We start from the raw sequence: 13,031 nt of genomic DNA, 5'->3' as shown, positions 1-13,031 counted from the left end.
CAATGGTTACAAAAACGAAAATTTTTTATTTTTTGCCCCTTGAAAGCCCTTTTTAGTGACCCTATCTCTCTCTCCACGAGGCCGGAAGCCATGCAGTCCGGTTCAACCCAAAAAACTGAATGATTGGACTTCTCAAAGGAGAGCTACCAAATGAAAATTCGTCCGTTGCACGATCGCGTTATCGTCAAGCGTAAAGAAGTTGAAGCTAAATCTGCTGGCGGTATCGTTCTGACCGGCTCTGCAGCTGGTAAATCAACCCGTGGTGAAGTTCTGGCTGTGGGTAATGGCCGCATCCTGGAAAACGGTGATGTTAAGCCGCTGGACGTGAAAGTTGGCGATCTGGTTATCTTCAGCGAAGGCTACGGTGCCAAAACTGAAAAGATCGATAACGAAGAAGTTCTGATCATCTCTGAAAGCGACATCCTGGCGATTGTCGAAGCGTAATTACGCGTAATTCACTGAACGAAACGAATTTAAGGGATATTTGAAATGGCAGCTAAAGACGTAAAATTCGGTAATGACGCGCGCGTAAAAATGCTGCGTGGCGTGAACGTACTGGCAGATGCAGTAAAAGTTACCCTGGGCCCGAAAGGCCGTAACGTGGTTCTGGATAAATCTTTTGGTGCACCGACCATCACCAAAGATGGCGTTTCTGTAGCACGTGAAATCGAGCTGGAAGACAAGTTCGAGAACATGGGTGCACAGATGGTAAAAGAAGTGGCCTCTAAAGCGAACGACGCTGCGGGCGACGGCACCACCACTGCAACCGTTCTGGCTCAGTCTATCGTGAACGAAGGCCTGAAAGCCGTTGCGGCTGGCATGAACCCAATGGACCTGAAGCGCGGTATCGATAAAGCCGTTGCTGCTGCCGTTGAAGAGCTGAAAGCGCTGTCTGTTCCTTGCCAGGATACTAAAGCCATTGCTCAGGTAGGTACCATCTCTGCTAACTCTGATGAGTCAGTCGGTACCCTGATCGCGAAAGCGATGGATAAAGTGGGCAAAGAAGGTGTTATCACCGTTGAAGAAGGCACCGGCCTGCAAGACGAGCTGGACGTGGTTGAAGGTATGCAGTTCGACCGTGGCTACCTGTCTCCTTACTTCATCAACAAGCCAGAAACCGGCGCAATCGAACTGGATGCACCGTTTATCCTGTTGGCTGACAAGAAGATCTCTAACATCCGTGAACTGCTGCCAGTACTGGAAGCGGTTGCGAAAGCCGGTAAACCACTGCTGATCATCGCTGAAGATGTTGAAGGCGAAGCACTGGCAACGCTGGTGGTTAACACCATGCGCGGTATCGTGAAAGTGGCTGCGGTTAAAGCACCAGGCTTCGGCGACCGTCGTAAAGCAATGCTGCAGGATATCGCAATCCTGACCGGCGGTACCGTCATCTCTGAAGAGATCGGTATGGAGCTGGAAAAAGCGACCCTGGAAGATCTGGGTCAGGCTAAGCGTGTTGTGATCAACAAAGATACTTCTACCATCATCGATGGTGTGGGCGATCAGGGTGCAATCTCTGGCCGTGTGACTCAGATCCGTCAGCAGATCGAAGAAGCAACTTCTGATTATGACAAAGAAAAACTGCAGGAGCGCGTAGCGAAACTGGCAGGCGGCGTAGCCGTTCTGAAAGTGGGTGCAGCCACTGAAGTTGAAATGAAAGAGAAGAAAGCACGCGTTGAAGATGCCCTGCACGCTACCCGTGCTGCGGTAGAAGAAGGCGTGGTTGCTGGTGGTGGTGTTGCACTGGTTCGCGTTGCAGCCAAGATCGCTGCTTCTGGTCTGAAAGGTCAGAACGAAGATCAGAACGTGGGTATCAAAGTTGCGCTGCGCGCAATGGAAGCTCCACTGCGTCAGATCGTTTCTAACGCCGGTGAAGAGCCATCTGTTGTTGCTAACAACGTGAAAGCAGGCGACGGCAACTACGGCTACAACGCTCAGACTGAAGAATACGGCAACATGATCGACTTCGGTATCCTGGACCCAACCAAAGTGACCCGTTCTGCGCTGCAGTACGCGTCTTCTGTTGCGGGCCTGATGATCACCACCGAAGCGATGGTAACTGACCTGCCTAAAGGCGATGCACCTGATTTAGGTGGCGCTGGCGGCATGGGTGGCATGGGCGGAATGGGCGGCATGATGTAATTTGCCCCTGACTGCTTAAGTCATGTGAAAAACCCTCGATCGGAAACGGTCGGGGGTTTTTCTTTTGGCGGCGAACAAGGTATAAGTAAGAGCGCAATACTTCGGCTTTGCGGGTTTAGGGCAATGAATGTTCAGAAAAAAAGTGCGCTTTTCTGCTACGCTGCCGCCCGACACTGATGATAATAAATGGGGATTACAATGCGGATTAACCTCTTGCTCGGACTGGCGGTAGGGACTTTACTGCTGGCGGGCTGCAGCAGCTCCAATCAACTGAGTTCCGGCGGACAGCGTGTCACTTTCGTTGACCAACAGCCTGGAAGCCAATGTCAGCTGCTGGGCAATGTCACCGGCTCACAGAGCAACTGGTTGAGCGGTTCAGGCGGTGAAGGCAGTTCTTTGCGTGGCGCAGCCAATGACCTGCGTAACCGTGCAGCAGAAATGGGTGGCAACGTGATTTACGGTGCAACCAGCCCAACGCAGAACCTGCTTTCAGCTTTCGCGCCGCTTGACAGCAAAATGTCTGGTCAGGTGTATAAGTGCCCGTAATGGCATGAAAGAGATGTAAAAAAAAGCCGCTGATGCGGCTTTTTTTGTGGGCGCAATGTCTCGCGCGGCGGTTATTCCTGACGTAGCTGTAAATCCAGCGGCGTTTTACTTGGCTCACCACCAATCTCGCGCGCCAGCTTCGGCACCATATAACCCGATACCATGGTTAACAACTGGCGCACTAGCGCACGGGCTTCATCATCCGACACAAAGAAATGCGCCGCGCCCTGTACTTTATCCAGCACGTGCAGGTAATAGGGCAGAATGCCGGCATCAAACAACGCGTTGCTCAGATTAGCCAGCGCGTGTGCATCATCATTGATACTGCGCAGCAGCACGCTCTGATTAAGTAAAGTGACGCCCGCACGTTTTAGCATCTGCATGCCGTAGCGCAGCTCATCGTCAATCTCTTGCGCGTGGTTGATGTGGCTCACCATCAGCACTTGCAGGCGTGTCTCGGCCAGAATCTGGCATAACCCTTCGGTAATGCGTGCCGGGATCACCACTGGGAGGCGGCTATGAATGCGCAGACGCTTCAGGTGGGGGATTTTCTCCAGCGCGCCCACCAACCACGCCAGCTCATGGTCTTTAGCCATCAGCGGATCGCCACCCGAGAAGATAATCTCATCCAGTTCTGGATGCTCAGCGATGTAATCGATCGCCGCCTGCCAGTTACGCTTATTGCCCTGATTGTCCTGATAGGGGAAATGGCGACGGAAGCAGTAGCGGCAGTTAACCGCACAGCCGCCCTTCACCAGCAGCAATGCACGGTTTCTGTACTTATGCAGTAAACCGGGCACCACGCTACTTTGCTCATCCAGCGGGTCAGTGCTGTAACCTGGCGCATCGACAAATTCCTGACGGCTGGTTAATACCTGCAGCAAAAGGGGGTCGTGCGCATTGCCCGGCGTCATGCGCTGAATGAAGGCACGCGGCACGCGCAGCGCAAAAAGCTTGCGCGCATCGTTGCCTGCGGCCAAATCCGCATGCTGTTCGAGAGATAAAAGTCGCAGTAATTCAGTAGGATCGGTGACAACATCAGCAAGTTGCTGCAACCAATCTTCTCTGATGGGGGGATTTAGGGTTACAATGTTTGCCATTTTTTTGGCTATTACCAGTTCAATATTTACAGAGGGCCTTTATGGCGACTTATCTTAGCAACGATTTCCGTCCCGGTCTTAAAATCATGTTCGAAGGCGAGCCGTATGCCATCGAAGCCAGTGAATTTGTTAAACCGGGTAAAGGCCAGGCATTTGCACGCGTTAAAATGCGTCGTCTGCTGACCGGTTCTCGCGTTGAGAAGACCTTCAAATCTACCGACTCTGCCGAAGGCGCAGACGTTCGTGATATGACGCTGCAGTACTCTTACAACGACGGCGACTTCTACTACTTCATGCACCCAGAGTCTTTCGAGCAGTATCAGATCGAATCTAAAGTGCTGGACGATGTGACCAAATGGTTGCAGGACAATGCGGATTGTATCGTTACCCTGTGGAACGATAAAGCCATCGCGGTTCAGCCACCGAACTTCATCGAAGCAGAAGTCATCGAAACTGACCCAGGTCTGAAAGGTGACACTGCCGGTACCGGTGGCAAGCCAGCGACTCTGTCTACTGGCGCAGTGATCAAAGTTCCACTGTTCGTGCAGATTGGCGAAGTGGTTAAAGTTGACACCCGCTCTGGCGAATACGTTTCGCGCGTAAAATAATCGTCAAATCAGGCGCATCACTCGATGCGCCTTTTTTCTCTTTGAGTTCAGAATAATGAAAAAGATGGCGAAATTGGCTGTTTTTGCGTTGCTGGTCTCTTCTGCTTTAAGTGCCTGCAACACTTTCCACGGCTTTGGTGAAGACGTCTCCCATTTGGGCGGTGCCATTTCACGCGCAGCGGATAAATAAATTGCGAGGGCGCCGCCTTTTCTCAGCGGCTTAGCCAGCAAGGTTGTGTATAAGGTCTATGCTTGAATGGCTGTACTTTTACTGCAACCAACAAGGATATGGCTATGTTTAAGAAAAGTATTGTCGCGATTCTTTCTGTTCTGGTGCTTTCCTCTGTGTTGACCGCCTGCAACACCACCCGTGGTGTTGGCGAGGACGTTCAGGCCGGTGGCAAAGCGATTCAGCGCAGCGCACAGTGATCCAAACCGGTGCGAAACCCGATTTCGTACCGGATTTCCTGATTCCCTCTTTCTTTGTCTGAAAAAGCACCGCTAACGCCTTCGATCCCGTCACGCCGTTGTTTGCCGTAGCCAATACGGGTAGACTTCTCCCCCTTATCTGTATAAGGAGTCACCAACATGAGCGAAACGGCAAGCTGGCAGCCGAGCGCACCCATTGCCAATTTGTTGAAACGCGCCGCTATTTTGGCGGAGATTCGTCGTTTCTTTGCCGATCGCGGCGTGCTGGAGGTCGATACCCCGGCGATGAGCCAGGCGACCATCACGGATATCCATCTGGTGCCGTTCCAGACGCGCTTTGTGGGTCCAGGTGCAGCGGAAGGGCGCGATCTGTGGCTGATGACCAGCCCGGAATATCATATGAAGCGTCTGCTGGCGGCGGGCAGTGGCCCAATCTATCAGATGGGACGTTGCTTCCGTAACGAAGAAGCAGGGCGCCACCATAATCCTGAGTTCACCATGCTGGAGTGGTATCGTCCTCACTACGATATGTATCGCCTGATGAATGAAGTCGACGATCTGATGCAGCAGGTGCTGGAGTGCGATAGCGCCGAATCTTTATCGTATCAGCAGGCATTTATTCGCCATCTGGAACTTGATCCTTTGTCAGCGGATAAAACGCAGCTGCGTGAAGCCGCGACGAAGTTGGGTGAGGGTGAACTGGCGAATCGTGAAGAAGACCGCGATACCTTGTTGCAGCTGCTGTTTATGCTGGGTGTTGAACCGAAGATTGGAAACGAGAAACCGTGCTTCGTGTATCACTTCCCGGCCAGTCAGGCGGCATTGGCCGAAATCAGCACTGAGGACCATCGCGTCGCGGAGCGTTTCGAGGTGTATTACAAAGGCGTGGAGCTGGCTAACGGCTTCCGCGAATTGACCGATAGCCGCGAACAGCGTCAGCGCTTTGAGCAGGATAATCGTCGCCGTGCAGCGCGTGGTTTACCGCAGCACCCGATTGATACCAATCTGCTGGATGCGCTGGCACATGGCATGCCTGCTTGTTCAGGTGTGGCGTTGGGAGTGGATCGTTTGATTATGCTGGCGTTGAAAGCTAATGCATTAAGCGACGTGATTGCCTTCCCGGTGGATCGCAGCTAATCATTCTTGCTCAGGCAGGGTGTTTCAGACAACAACGGCGCATGTATTGCGCCGTTGTTCATTTAAGGGTTACTGCTGCGTCGTGGGTGCGGCTGGCGCTTCGGGGAACTCCTGAATAGTGACTGGCAGCATCATCTTTTGTTCGTTACGCAGAACCTGCACCTGAATCACCGATCCTGGACGAATCTCGGCGACCTGATCCATGGTTTCCTGCGCCGACAGCGCCGGTTTGCCGTTCACCTGTAAAAGCACATCATTGGCTTGAATACCTGCCCGATCGGCTGGACCGCCTGGCGTAACCTCACTGACGATAATACCCTGTGCACGATCCAGACTGCTGCCCTGACCGTGTAGCGGCGGCAGCTCACGGCCGGTGATGCCGATATAGCCACGAATGACCCGACCGTCACGAATCAATTTATCCATGATCTTGGTTGCTAACGCGGTTGGAATCGCAAAGCCAATCCCTTCCGGCGTTTCGCCATCATTGCTTTTATCAAATGTGAGGGTGTTAATGCCCATTAGTTCGCCGAGCGAGTTAATCAGCGCACCGCCTGAGTTGCCCTGATTGATGGATGCATCGGTCTGCAGGAAATTTTGACGACCCGATGAGCTCAAGCCCACGCGCCCGGTGGCACTGATAATGCCCTGAGTGACGGTCTGCCCGAGGTTGTAGGGGTTACCAATCGCCATCACCACATCGCCGATATGTGCGATACGGTTAGCGTTAATCGGAATCACCGGCAGGTTAGTGGCGCTGATTTTCAGCACCGCTAAATCGGTCATCGCATCTGAACCCACTAAGGTGGCTTCAAAGAAACGACCATCCTGCAACGCCACAATGATCTGGTCGGCGTTATTAATGACATGCTTGTTCGTGAGAATGTAGCCTTTCACGTTCATGATCACGCCAGAACCCAGCGTGGTGATACCGCGATTATTGTTGCCATGGGCACTGCGGTTGTAGACGTTGACCACCGCAGGCACAGCGCGGCGCACCCCCTGATTGAAACTCACGGGGGATTCATCATCACTGTTGTCATGATCAAAGGTGACGTTGCTGCTCATACGCAGCGCAGGGATCGCAACCAGCAGCAAACCCGCTACGATCAGGCCCATCACCACAGAACGCAAAAGTTTAAGAAACATGGTGTTATTTCAGGAAAGGTGGGATCGCTGGGCAGAATAACATGAGAAAGGCGGACAAACACCTGCTTGTCCGCCTGTTGCGAGGATTATCGCATAAGTAAGTAAATGCTCTCGTCGCCACGCACCACGTTCAGTGCCAGGATTGCGGGTTTACTTTCCAGCGCTTTACGCATTTCAGCCAGCGAGGTCACGCGATCGCGGTTCACACCGACAATCACATCATCTTTCTGCAAACCTGCCTGCTCAGCTGGCGTGCCTTTTTCGATGGCATCCACTTTCACGCCTTTATCGCCGGCTTTAGAGGCACCATCGCTCAGGGTGGCACCTTGTAACGCCGGAGACATCAGCTGGGCGCTGGCGGTGGTTTGCGCGCTCTGTTCCAGCGTCACGGTCACCGTCACCGGTTTGCCTTCACGCAGCAGACCAATTTTCACCTGCTGACCCGGTGGGGTGGTGCCCACTTTTACGCGCAACTCGGCAAAGCTGGTGATCGCTTTGTCATTGATGGAGGTGATGATGTCGCCCGCTTTAATGCCCGCTTTCTGCGCCGCCGAGTTAGGCAGCACTTCAGAAACAAAGGCACCACGCTGCGCATCAACGTTAAAGGCTTTGGCAATGTCAGGCGTCATTTCGGTGCCTTTAATGCCCAACTGACCACGCTTCACTTCACCAGACTGAATCAGCTGCTGCGCGAGGTTCATCGCCATATTGCTGGGAATCGCGAAGCCGATACCAATGTTGCCGCCGCTGGAGGCCAGAATCGCGGTGTTGATACCAATCAACTCGCCATTCAGGTTCACCAGCGCACCGCCGGAGTTCCCCCGGTTAATCGCCGCATCGGTCTGGATGAAGTTTTCCAGGCCTTCAAGGTTCAACCCGCTGCGGCCCAACGCCGAAATAATGCCGGAGGTGGCCGTCTGGCCAAGACCGAAGGGGTTACCGATAGCCACGGCAAAATCGCCCACTTTTAGTGAGTCGGAGTCGGCGATTTTCACCTGCGTCAGATTTTTAGCGCCTTCAACCTGGATCAGCGCGATGTCGGTTTGCTCATCATGGCCAATCAGTTTGGCATCATATTCATTGCCATCGCTGAGCTGGACGCTGATTTTATCGGCACCGTTCACCACGTGGTTGTTGGTGAGAATGTAACCTTTAGCCGCATCAATGATGACACCTGAACCAAGGCCCTCAAACGGTTGCGGCTGGGATTGTCCCGGTGCCTGGCCAAAGAAGCGCTTCAGCGGTTCAGGAATATCCTGTGCCTGCTGGCCGCTGTCGGTGCCTTCGACATGCACGCTAACGACCGCGGGCAGAACTTTTTCCAGCATGGGTGCCAGACTCGGCAGTGCTTGTCCCTGCACCTGTGCGGGCAGCGTCGCCATCGCGCCAGGCGTTGCCGCCAGACTCATCCCAATACTCAAGGCTAATGCGCTTAACAGTCGTGCTTGTTTTTTCATTGCTACAACGCTCTCGCTGCGAAAGAAGAAAGGGGATAGAAAGTGTGACAGTAGTTTGGCGTAAGTGTTCGAAAAACAAAAAGGGCACAGCTAAGCTGTGCCCCAAAAGGATTATTTACGCGGAGTGCGGTCGCTACCACGCAGCAAACCCGATGCGCCATCAGAGTAATCACGCGGCATTTGCACCGGAGCCTGATCGTTATCCGCTTCGGCTTCCGTCAGCTGATAAGCAAACGGATTTTTTTCGCCTGGCAGATTTGGCAGCAGGTCATTCGAACCCTTCGCCATATGCTGATACAGCTGGCGGTAGTCATGTGCCATGTTGTCCAGCAATTCTGCGCTGCGCGCAAAGTGGTTGGTGAGCTCTTCGCGATAATCTGCCAGCTCAGCCTTCGATTTTTCCAGTTCGTACTGCATGCTTCGCTGCTCACGCAGCTTCTTGTTGCCAAAACGCATGACAACTGCGCCGACAATAATGCCAATCACTAAACCAATCAGCCCGTATTCCCAGGTCATAATGACTCCCGTGTAATTTCCGTTGCTTCGTAGGGCATTGCTTCTGTTTCCACTTCAATAGCAGTCACTATACCCAATAATCTTATGGAAGTGGAACTCTCGGGCTGCATCGCTTAGTGTAGTGCGGCCTAATTTTCGCCAACCGACCCGTGAATCGGACTTTTTCAGGGATTCTGAGAGAACCATGCAAACCTCATCTCCGCTTGCCCGCTATGAGCAGGCGCTATCACAGGGCGAGTTTCGTCCGGATGATGTACAACGCGAAGCCATTACCCGCCTGGATGCGATCCAGCAAGGATTGATTGCCCGTAAGCCCGCGCCTGAACCTGCCGCTAAAGGGCTGTTTGGCCGCCTGTCGAAGCTGATGTCCAAAGAGAAAAGCAGCAACGAAGCACCGGTGCGCGGGCTGTATATGTGGGGCGGCGTGGGTCGCGGTAAAACCTGGGTGATGGATTTATTTTTTCAGTCTATTCCTGGCGACCGCAAACTCCGCCTGCATTTTCATCGCTTTATGCTGCGCGTCCATGAAGAACTGACGCAGTTACAGGGCCATAGTGATCCGCTGCTGATTGTGGCCGACCGCTTTAAAGCAGAAACCGATATTCTCTGCTTCGACGAATTCTTTGTGTCCGATATTACCGATGCCATGCTGTTAGGCACGCTGATGGAAGCACTGTTCGATCGCGGCATTGCGCTGGTGGCGACGTCCAATATTCCGCCTGACGATCTCTATCGCAATGGCCTGCAGCGCCCGCGTTTTCTGCCCGCTATCGAACAGATCAAACGCCATTGTGATGTGATGAACGTGGATGCGGGCATCGACTACCGCTTGCGTACACTGACATCCGCGCATCTGTGGAATTTCCCGCTTAACGATGCCACGCATGCTGAAATGGAGCGCATGTTCCGCGCCTTGTCCGGCAAGCCGCGTGAAGATGCGCCGGTGCTGGAAATTAACCACCGTCAGATGTCAACGCTGGGCGTTCATGAAGGCGTGCTGGCGATTGATTTCCTCGCGCTGTGTGGCGAAGGGCGCAGTCAGCATGACTACATCGAGCTATCACGCCGCTTCCACAGCGTATTGCTGTATGATGTGCCGGTGATGATTTACAAGACCGAAGATCAGGCACGCCGCTTCCTGGCGCTGGTCGATGAATTCTACGAACGCCACGTGAAACTGGTGGTGGCGGCCGAAACCTCACTGTTTGAAATTTATCAGGGCACGCGCCTGAAGTTTGAGTATCAACGCTGCTTGTCGCGTTTGCAGGAGATGCAAAGCGAAGAGTATTTGCGTCTGCCGCATCTGCCCTGATGACGTGGGCAAAAATCGCAGGATTTCGATGCAAAAAGGTTCGATCTTTGAGTTCGACTTCTCTATAATCTTGCGACCCCACGTTACAGCATCGGTTTTCTTTCCCAAGAACTCGATGTGATCCGGTAACTCACTTGAAGGGGTGGCTTGCTGGGCAAAATGGTCGTGTGAGCCTCAATCGTTTACTTAGCGTTTGGGATTTCACCAACGTGTAACTTTTTATTTGGGTAAGCTTTTCAATGAAAACTTTTACAGCTAAACCAGAAACCGTACAGCGTGACTGGTATGTTGTTGACGCAACGGGCAAAACCTTGGGTCGCCTGGCGACTGAACTGGCGCGCCGTCTGCGTGGTAAGCACAAAGCGGAATATACTCCGCACGTTGATACCGGTGATTACATCATCGTTCTGAACGCTGAGAAAGTTGCTGTAACCGGCAACAAGCGTACTGACAAGATTTACTATCACCACACTGGCCACATCGGTGGTATCAAGCAAGCGACCTTTGCAGAGATGATCGAGCGCCGTCCTGAGCGTGTGATTGAAATCGCGGTTAAAGGCATGCTGCCGAAAGGCCCACTGGGTCGTGCTATGTACCGTAAACTGAAAGTTTACGCAGGCAACGAGCACACTCACGCGGCGCAGCAACCGCAAGTTCTTGACATTTAATCGGGATTATAGGCAATGGCTGAAACTCAAAACTACGGCACTGGTCGCCGCAAAAGCTCTGCCGCTCGCGTCTTCATCAAGCCGGGTAGCGGTAACATCGTCATTAACCAGCGCTCACTGGAGCAATACTTCGGTCGCGAGACTGCACGCATGGTCGTGCGTCAGCCGCTGGAGCTGGTTGATATGGTTGGTAAATTTGACCTGTACATCACCGTTAAAGGTGGTGGTATTTCTGGTCAGGCTGGTGCGATCCGTCACGGTATCACACGCGCACTGATGGAATACGACGAGTCTCTGCGTCCTGAACTGCGTAAAGCGGGCTTCGTTACCCGTGACGCACGTGAAGTTGAACGTAAGAAAGTCGGCCTGCGTAAAGCACGTCGTCGTCCGCAGTTCTCTAAGCGTTAATTGTTGCTGCTTCGGCAGACACAATTTGCTCAAAAAACCCGCTTCGGCGGGTTTTTTATTGTCACCATTCACGATTTTTCACGCTAAAAACGCGAGCTTTACCCGCATTTTGCCCGCAAATCATTATCCCTGCCCCACAAGCTGCTTAAAATCTGGTAAACTCACTGACACTTTGCGCCCGCAAGCCGGAGCGTTGTGCGTGTTATTTCTGTCGGGACGACGGGAAAGCGCCACTGACGTTGGCTGTGGGCGAATCTGATGAGCAGGTGAGTCGCCGCGTGGTTGGCTATTCGCAGTATCTTTTTGTGAACAAACTTGGAGGTTTTCATGGCTGTCGCTGCCAACAAACGTTCGGTAATGACGCTGTTTTCTGGTCCGACTGACATTTTTAGCCATCAAGTACGTATTGTACTGGCTGAAAAGGGCGTCAGCGTGGAGATCGAGCAGGTTGAAACGGATAACCTGCCGCAGGATCTGATTGACCTCAACCCGTATCGCACTGTACCAACGCTGGTCGACCGTGAACTGACGTTGTATGAATCACGCATCATCATGGAATACCTGGATGAGCGTTTCCCGCATCCACCGCTGATGCCTGTTTACCCGGTTGCCCGTGGTGAAAGCCGCCTGATGATGCATCGCATCGAGCAGGACTGGTACACCCTGATGCGTGCCATCGAAACCGGTAACAACGCTGAAGCAGATGCCGCGCGCAAACAACTGCGTGAAGAACTGCTGGCGATTGCGCCATTGTTCTCGCGCACGCCGTTCTTCATGAGCGAAGAGTTTAGCCTGGTCGACTGCTATCTGGCACCGCTGCTGTGGCGTTTGCCGCAGATGGGCGTTGAGCTGGTGGGCGCCGGTTCTAAAGAGCTGAAAGGCTACATGACGCGCGTATTTGAACGTGACTCTTTCCTCGCTTCATTAACGGAAGCGGAACGTGAAATGCGCCTGCAAGCCCGAGGCTAATGTATGGAAATGTCGCAACTAACGGCTCGTCGTCCGTATCTGCTGCGTGCGTTTTATGACTGGCTGCTCGATAACCAGTTGACGCCGCATTTGGTGGTCGACATCAATCTGCCTGGTGTGCAGGTGCCGCTGGAGTATGCGCGTGATGGCCAGATCGTTCTGAACATTGCGCCGCGCGCTGTCGGTAACCTCGACCTCGCCAATGACGAAGTGCGTTTCAATGCGCGCTTCGGCGGCGTGCCGCGCCAGGTTTCTGTGCCAATGGCCGCTGTGCTGGCCATCTACGCACGTGAAAATGGTGCTGGCACCATGTTCGAACCGGAACCGGCTTACGAGCTGGAAACCAACGAACAGGAAGGCCAGGAAGAGACGATGATGTCAGTGATTGATGGCGATCGTCCCGACGATGCGGCTGATAACGATCACTCGCCTGATGATGAACCGCCACCGCGTGGTGGACGTCCTTCATTGCGCGTGGTGAAGTAAATCGCATGCAATAAAAAACGGGCCAATTGGCCTAATGCCAGTCAGTTAAGCCTGACTGGCATTTTTTCTTCTGGCTGTCGGATATTTATAGGGTCTCTCTTTCA

The 13,031-nt window shown here is 53.1% G+C and carries 16 protein-coding genes; 12 read left to right on the top strand and 4 right to left on the bottom strand.

Annotated features, from left to right (window positions below):
* Nucleotides 1–150: 150 nt before the first annotated feature.
* The 3 genes from AC1MDE_RS11115 (at nt 151) to AC1MDE_RS11105 (ending at nt 2,688) form a co-directional block, all read left to right on the top strand.
* On the top strand, nt 151–444 hold the full coding sequence (locus tag AC1MDE_RS11115) for a co-chaperone GroES (protein ID WP_021507766.1): 294 nt from the start codon (nt 151–153) through the stop codon (nt 442–444).
* A 45-nt stretch (nt 445–489) separates the two neighbouring features.
* On the top strand, nt 490–2,142 hold the full coding sequence (gene groL / locus AC1MDE_RS11110; RefSeq protein ID WP_034826677.1) for a chaperonin GroEL: 1,653 nt from the start codon (nt 490–492) through the stop codon (nt 2,140–2,142).
* A gap of 198 nt (nt 2,143–2,340) precedes the next feature.
* Entirely contained in the window at nt 2,341–2,688 is a 348-nt protein-coding gene (locus AC1MDE_RS11105; RefSeq protein WP_034826674.1) for a DUF4156 domain-containing protein, read from the top strand.
* Between the two features lie 71 nt (nt 2,689–2,759).
* On the opposite strand, the gene epmB is transcribed toward AC1MDE_RS11105, so the two are convergent.
* Nucleotides 2,760–3,788 (bottom strand): EF-P beta-lysylation protein EpmB, encoded by a 1,029-nt coding sequence (gene epmB / locus AC1MDE_RS11100; RefSeq protein WP_058961868.1) that lies wholly within the window; start codon nt 3,786–3,788, stop codon nt 2,760–2,762.
* 41 nt (nt 3,789–3,829) lie between these two features.
* Between epmB and efp the strand changes: the two genes are divergently transcribed.
* The 4 genes from efp to epmA all read left to right on the top strand — a co-directional run bounded on the left by efp (nt 3,830) and on the right by epmA (nt 5,962).
* Nucleotides 3,830–4,396 (top strand): elongation factor P, encoded by a 567-nt coding sequence (gene efp / locus AC1MDE_RS11095; protein WP_034826669.1) that lies wholly within the window; start codon nt 3,830–3,832, stop codon nt 4,394–4,396.
* A gap of 55 nt (nt 4,397–4,451) precedes the next feature.
* Nucleotides 4,452–4,586 (top strand): entericidin A/B family lipoprotein, encoded by a 135-nt coding sequence (locus AC1MDE_RS11090; protein ID WP_034826667.1) that lies wholly within the window; start codon nt 4,452–4,454, stop codon nt 4,584–4,586.
* A 104-nt stretch (nt 4,587–4,690) separates the two neighbouring features.
* Entirely contained in the window at nt 4,691–4,825 is a 135-nt protein-coding gene (locus AC1MDE_RS11085) for an entericidin A/B family lipoprotein (protein ID WP_034826665.1), read from the top strand.
* A gap of 159 nt (nt 4,826–4,984) precedes the next feature.
* Complete coding sequence (gene epmA / locus AC1MDE_RS11080) at nt 4,985–5,962, top strand: elongation factor P--(R)-beta-lysine ligase (protein WP_058961869.1); 978 nt, start codon at nt 4,985–4,987, stop codon at nt 5,960–5,962.
* Between the two features lie 69 nt (nt 5,963–6,031).
* Here the strand turns inward: epmA and degS are convergent, their stop codons facing one another.
* The 3 genes from degS to zapG form a co-directional block, all read right to left on the bottom strand.
* The gene (gene degS / locus AC1MDE_RS11075; RefSeq protein WP_034826661.1) at nt 6,032–7,111 is read right to left on the bottom strand and encodes an outer membrane-stress sensor serine endopeptidase DegS; all 1,080 of its coding nucleotides are present in this window, start codon (nt 7,109–7,111) and stop codon (nt 6,032–6,034) included.
* An 86-nt stretch (nt 7,112–7,197) separates the two neighbouring features.
* Nucleotides 7,198–8,568, bottom strand: a complete 1,371-nt coding sequence (degQ, locus tag AC1MDE_RS11070) for a serine endoprotease DegQ (protein WP_058961870.1) — start codon at nt 8,566–8,568, stop codon at nt 7,198–7,200.
* Between the two features lie 111 nt (nt 8,569–8,679).
* The gene (gene zapG / locus AC1MDE_RS11065; RefSeq protein WP_034826655.1) at nt 8,680–9,084 is read right to left on the bottom strand and encodes a Z-ring associated protein ZapG; all 405 of its coding nucleotides are present in this window, start codon (nt 9,082–9,084) and stop codon (nt 8,680–8,682) included.
* Between the two features lie 184 nt (nt 9,085–9,268).
* On the opposite strand from zapG, the gene zapE reads away from it, so the two are divergent.
* From zapE to sspB, 5 genes are all read left to right on the top strand, one after another.
* Nucleotides 9,269–10,396, top strand: coding sequence for a cell division protein ZapE (gene zapE / locus AC1MDE_RS11060; RefSeq protein ID WP_479397980.1), 1,128 nt, complete (start codon nt 9,269–9,271; stop codon nt 10,394–10,396).
* Nucleotides 10,397–10,635: 239 nt separating this feature from the next.
* Nucleotides 10,636–11,064 carry a 50S ribosomal protein L13 gene (gene rplM / locus AC1MDE_RS11055; RefSeq protein WP_034826650.1) on the top strand — a complete coding sequence of 143 codons (429 nt, stop codon included), beginning with the start codon at nt 10,636–10,638 and terminating at the stop codon, nt 11,062–11,064.
* Nucleotides 11,065–11,079: 15 nt separating this feature from the next.
* Nucleotides 11,080–11,472: a 30S ribosomal protein S9 gene (gene rpsI, locus AC1MDE_RS11050; protein ID WP_034826648.1), complete on the top strand. Its 393-nt coding sequence runs from the start codon at nt 11,080–11,082 to the stop codon at nt 11,470–11,472.
* A gap of 327 nt (nt 11,473–11,799) precedes the next feature.
* Complete coding sequence (gene sspA, locus AC1MDE_RS11045; RefSeq protein ID WP_034826645.1) at nt 11,800–12,441, top strand: stringent starvation protein SspA; 642 nt, start codon at nt 11,800–11,802, stop codon at nt 12,439–12,441.
* Between the two features lie 3 nt (nt 12,442–12,444).
* The gene (gene sspB, locus AC1MDE_RS11040) at nt 12,445–12,927 is read left to right on the top strand and encodes a ClpXP protease specificity-enhancing factor (RefSeq protein WP_034826642.1); all 483 of its coding nucleotides are present in this window, start codon (nt 12,445–12,447) and stop codon (nt 12,925–12,927) included.
* Nucleotides 12,928–13,031 lie beyond the last annotated feature (104 nt).

The organism is Pantoea folii (assembly GCF_056678875.1).
This window is presented reverse-complemented; position numbering and strand designations above follow the sequence as displayed.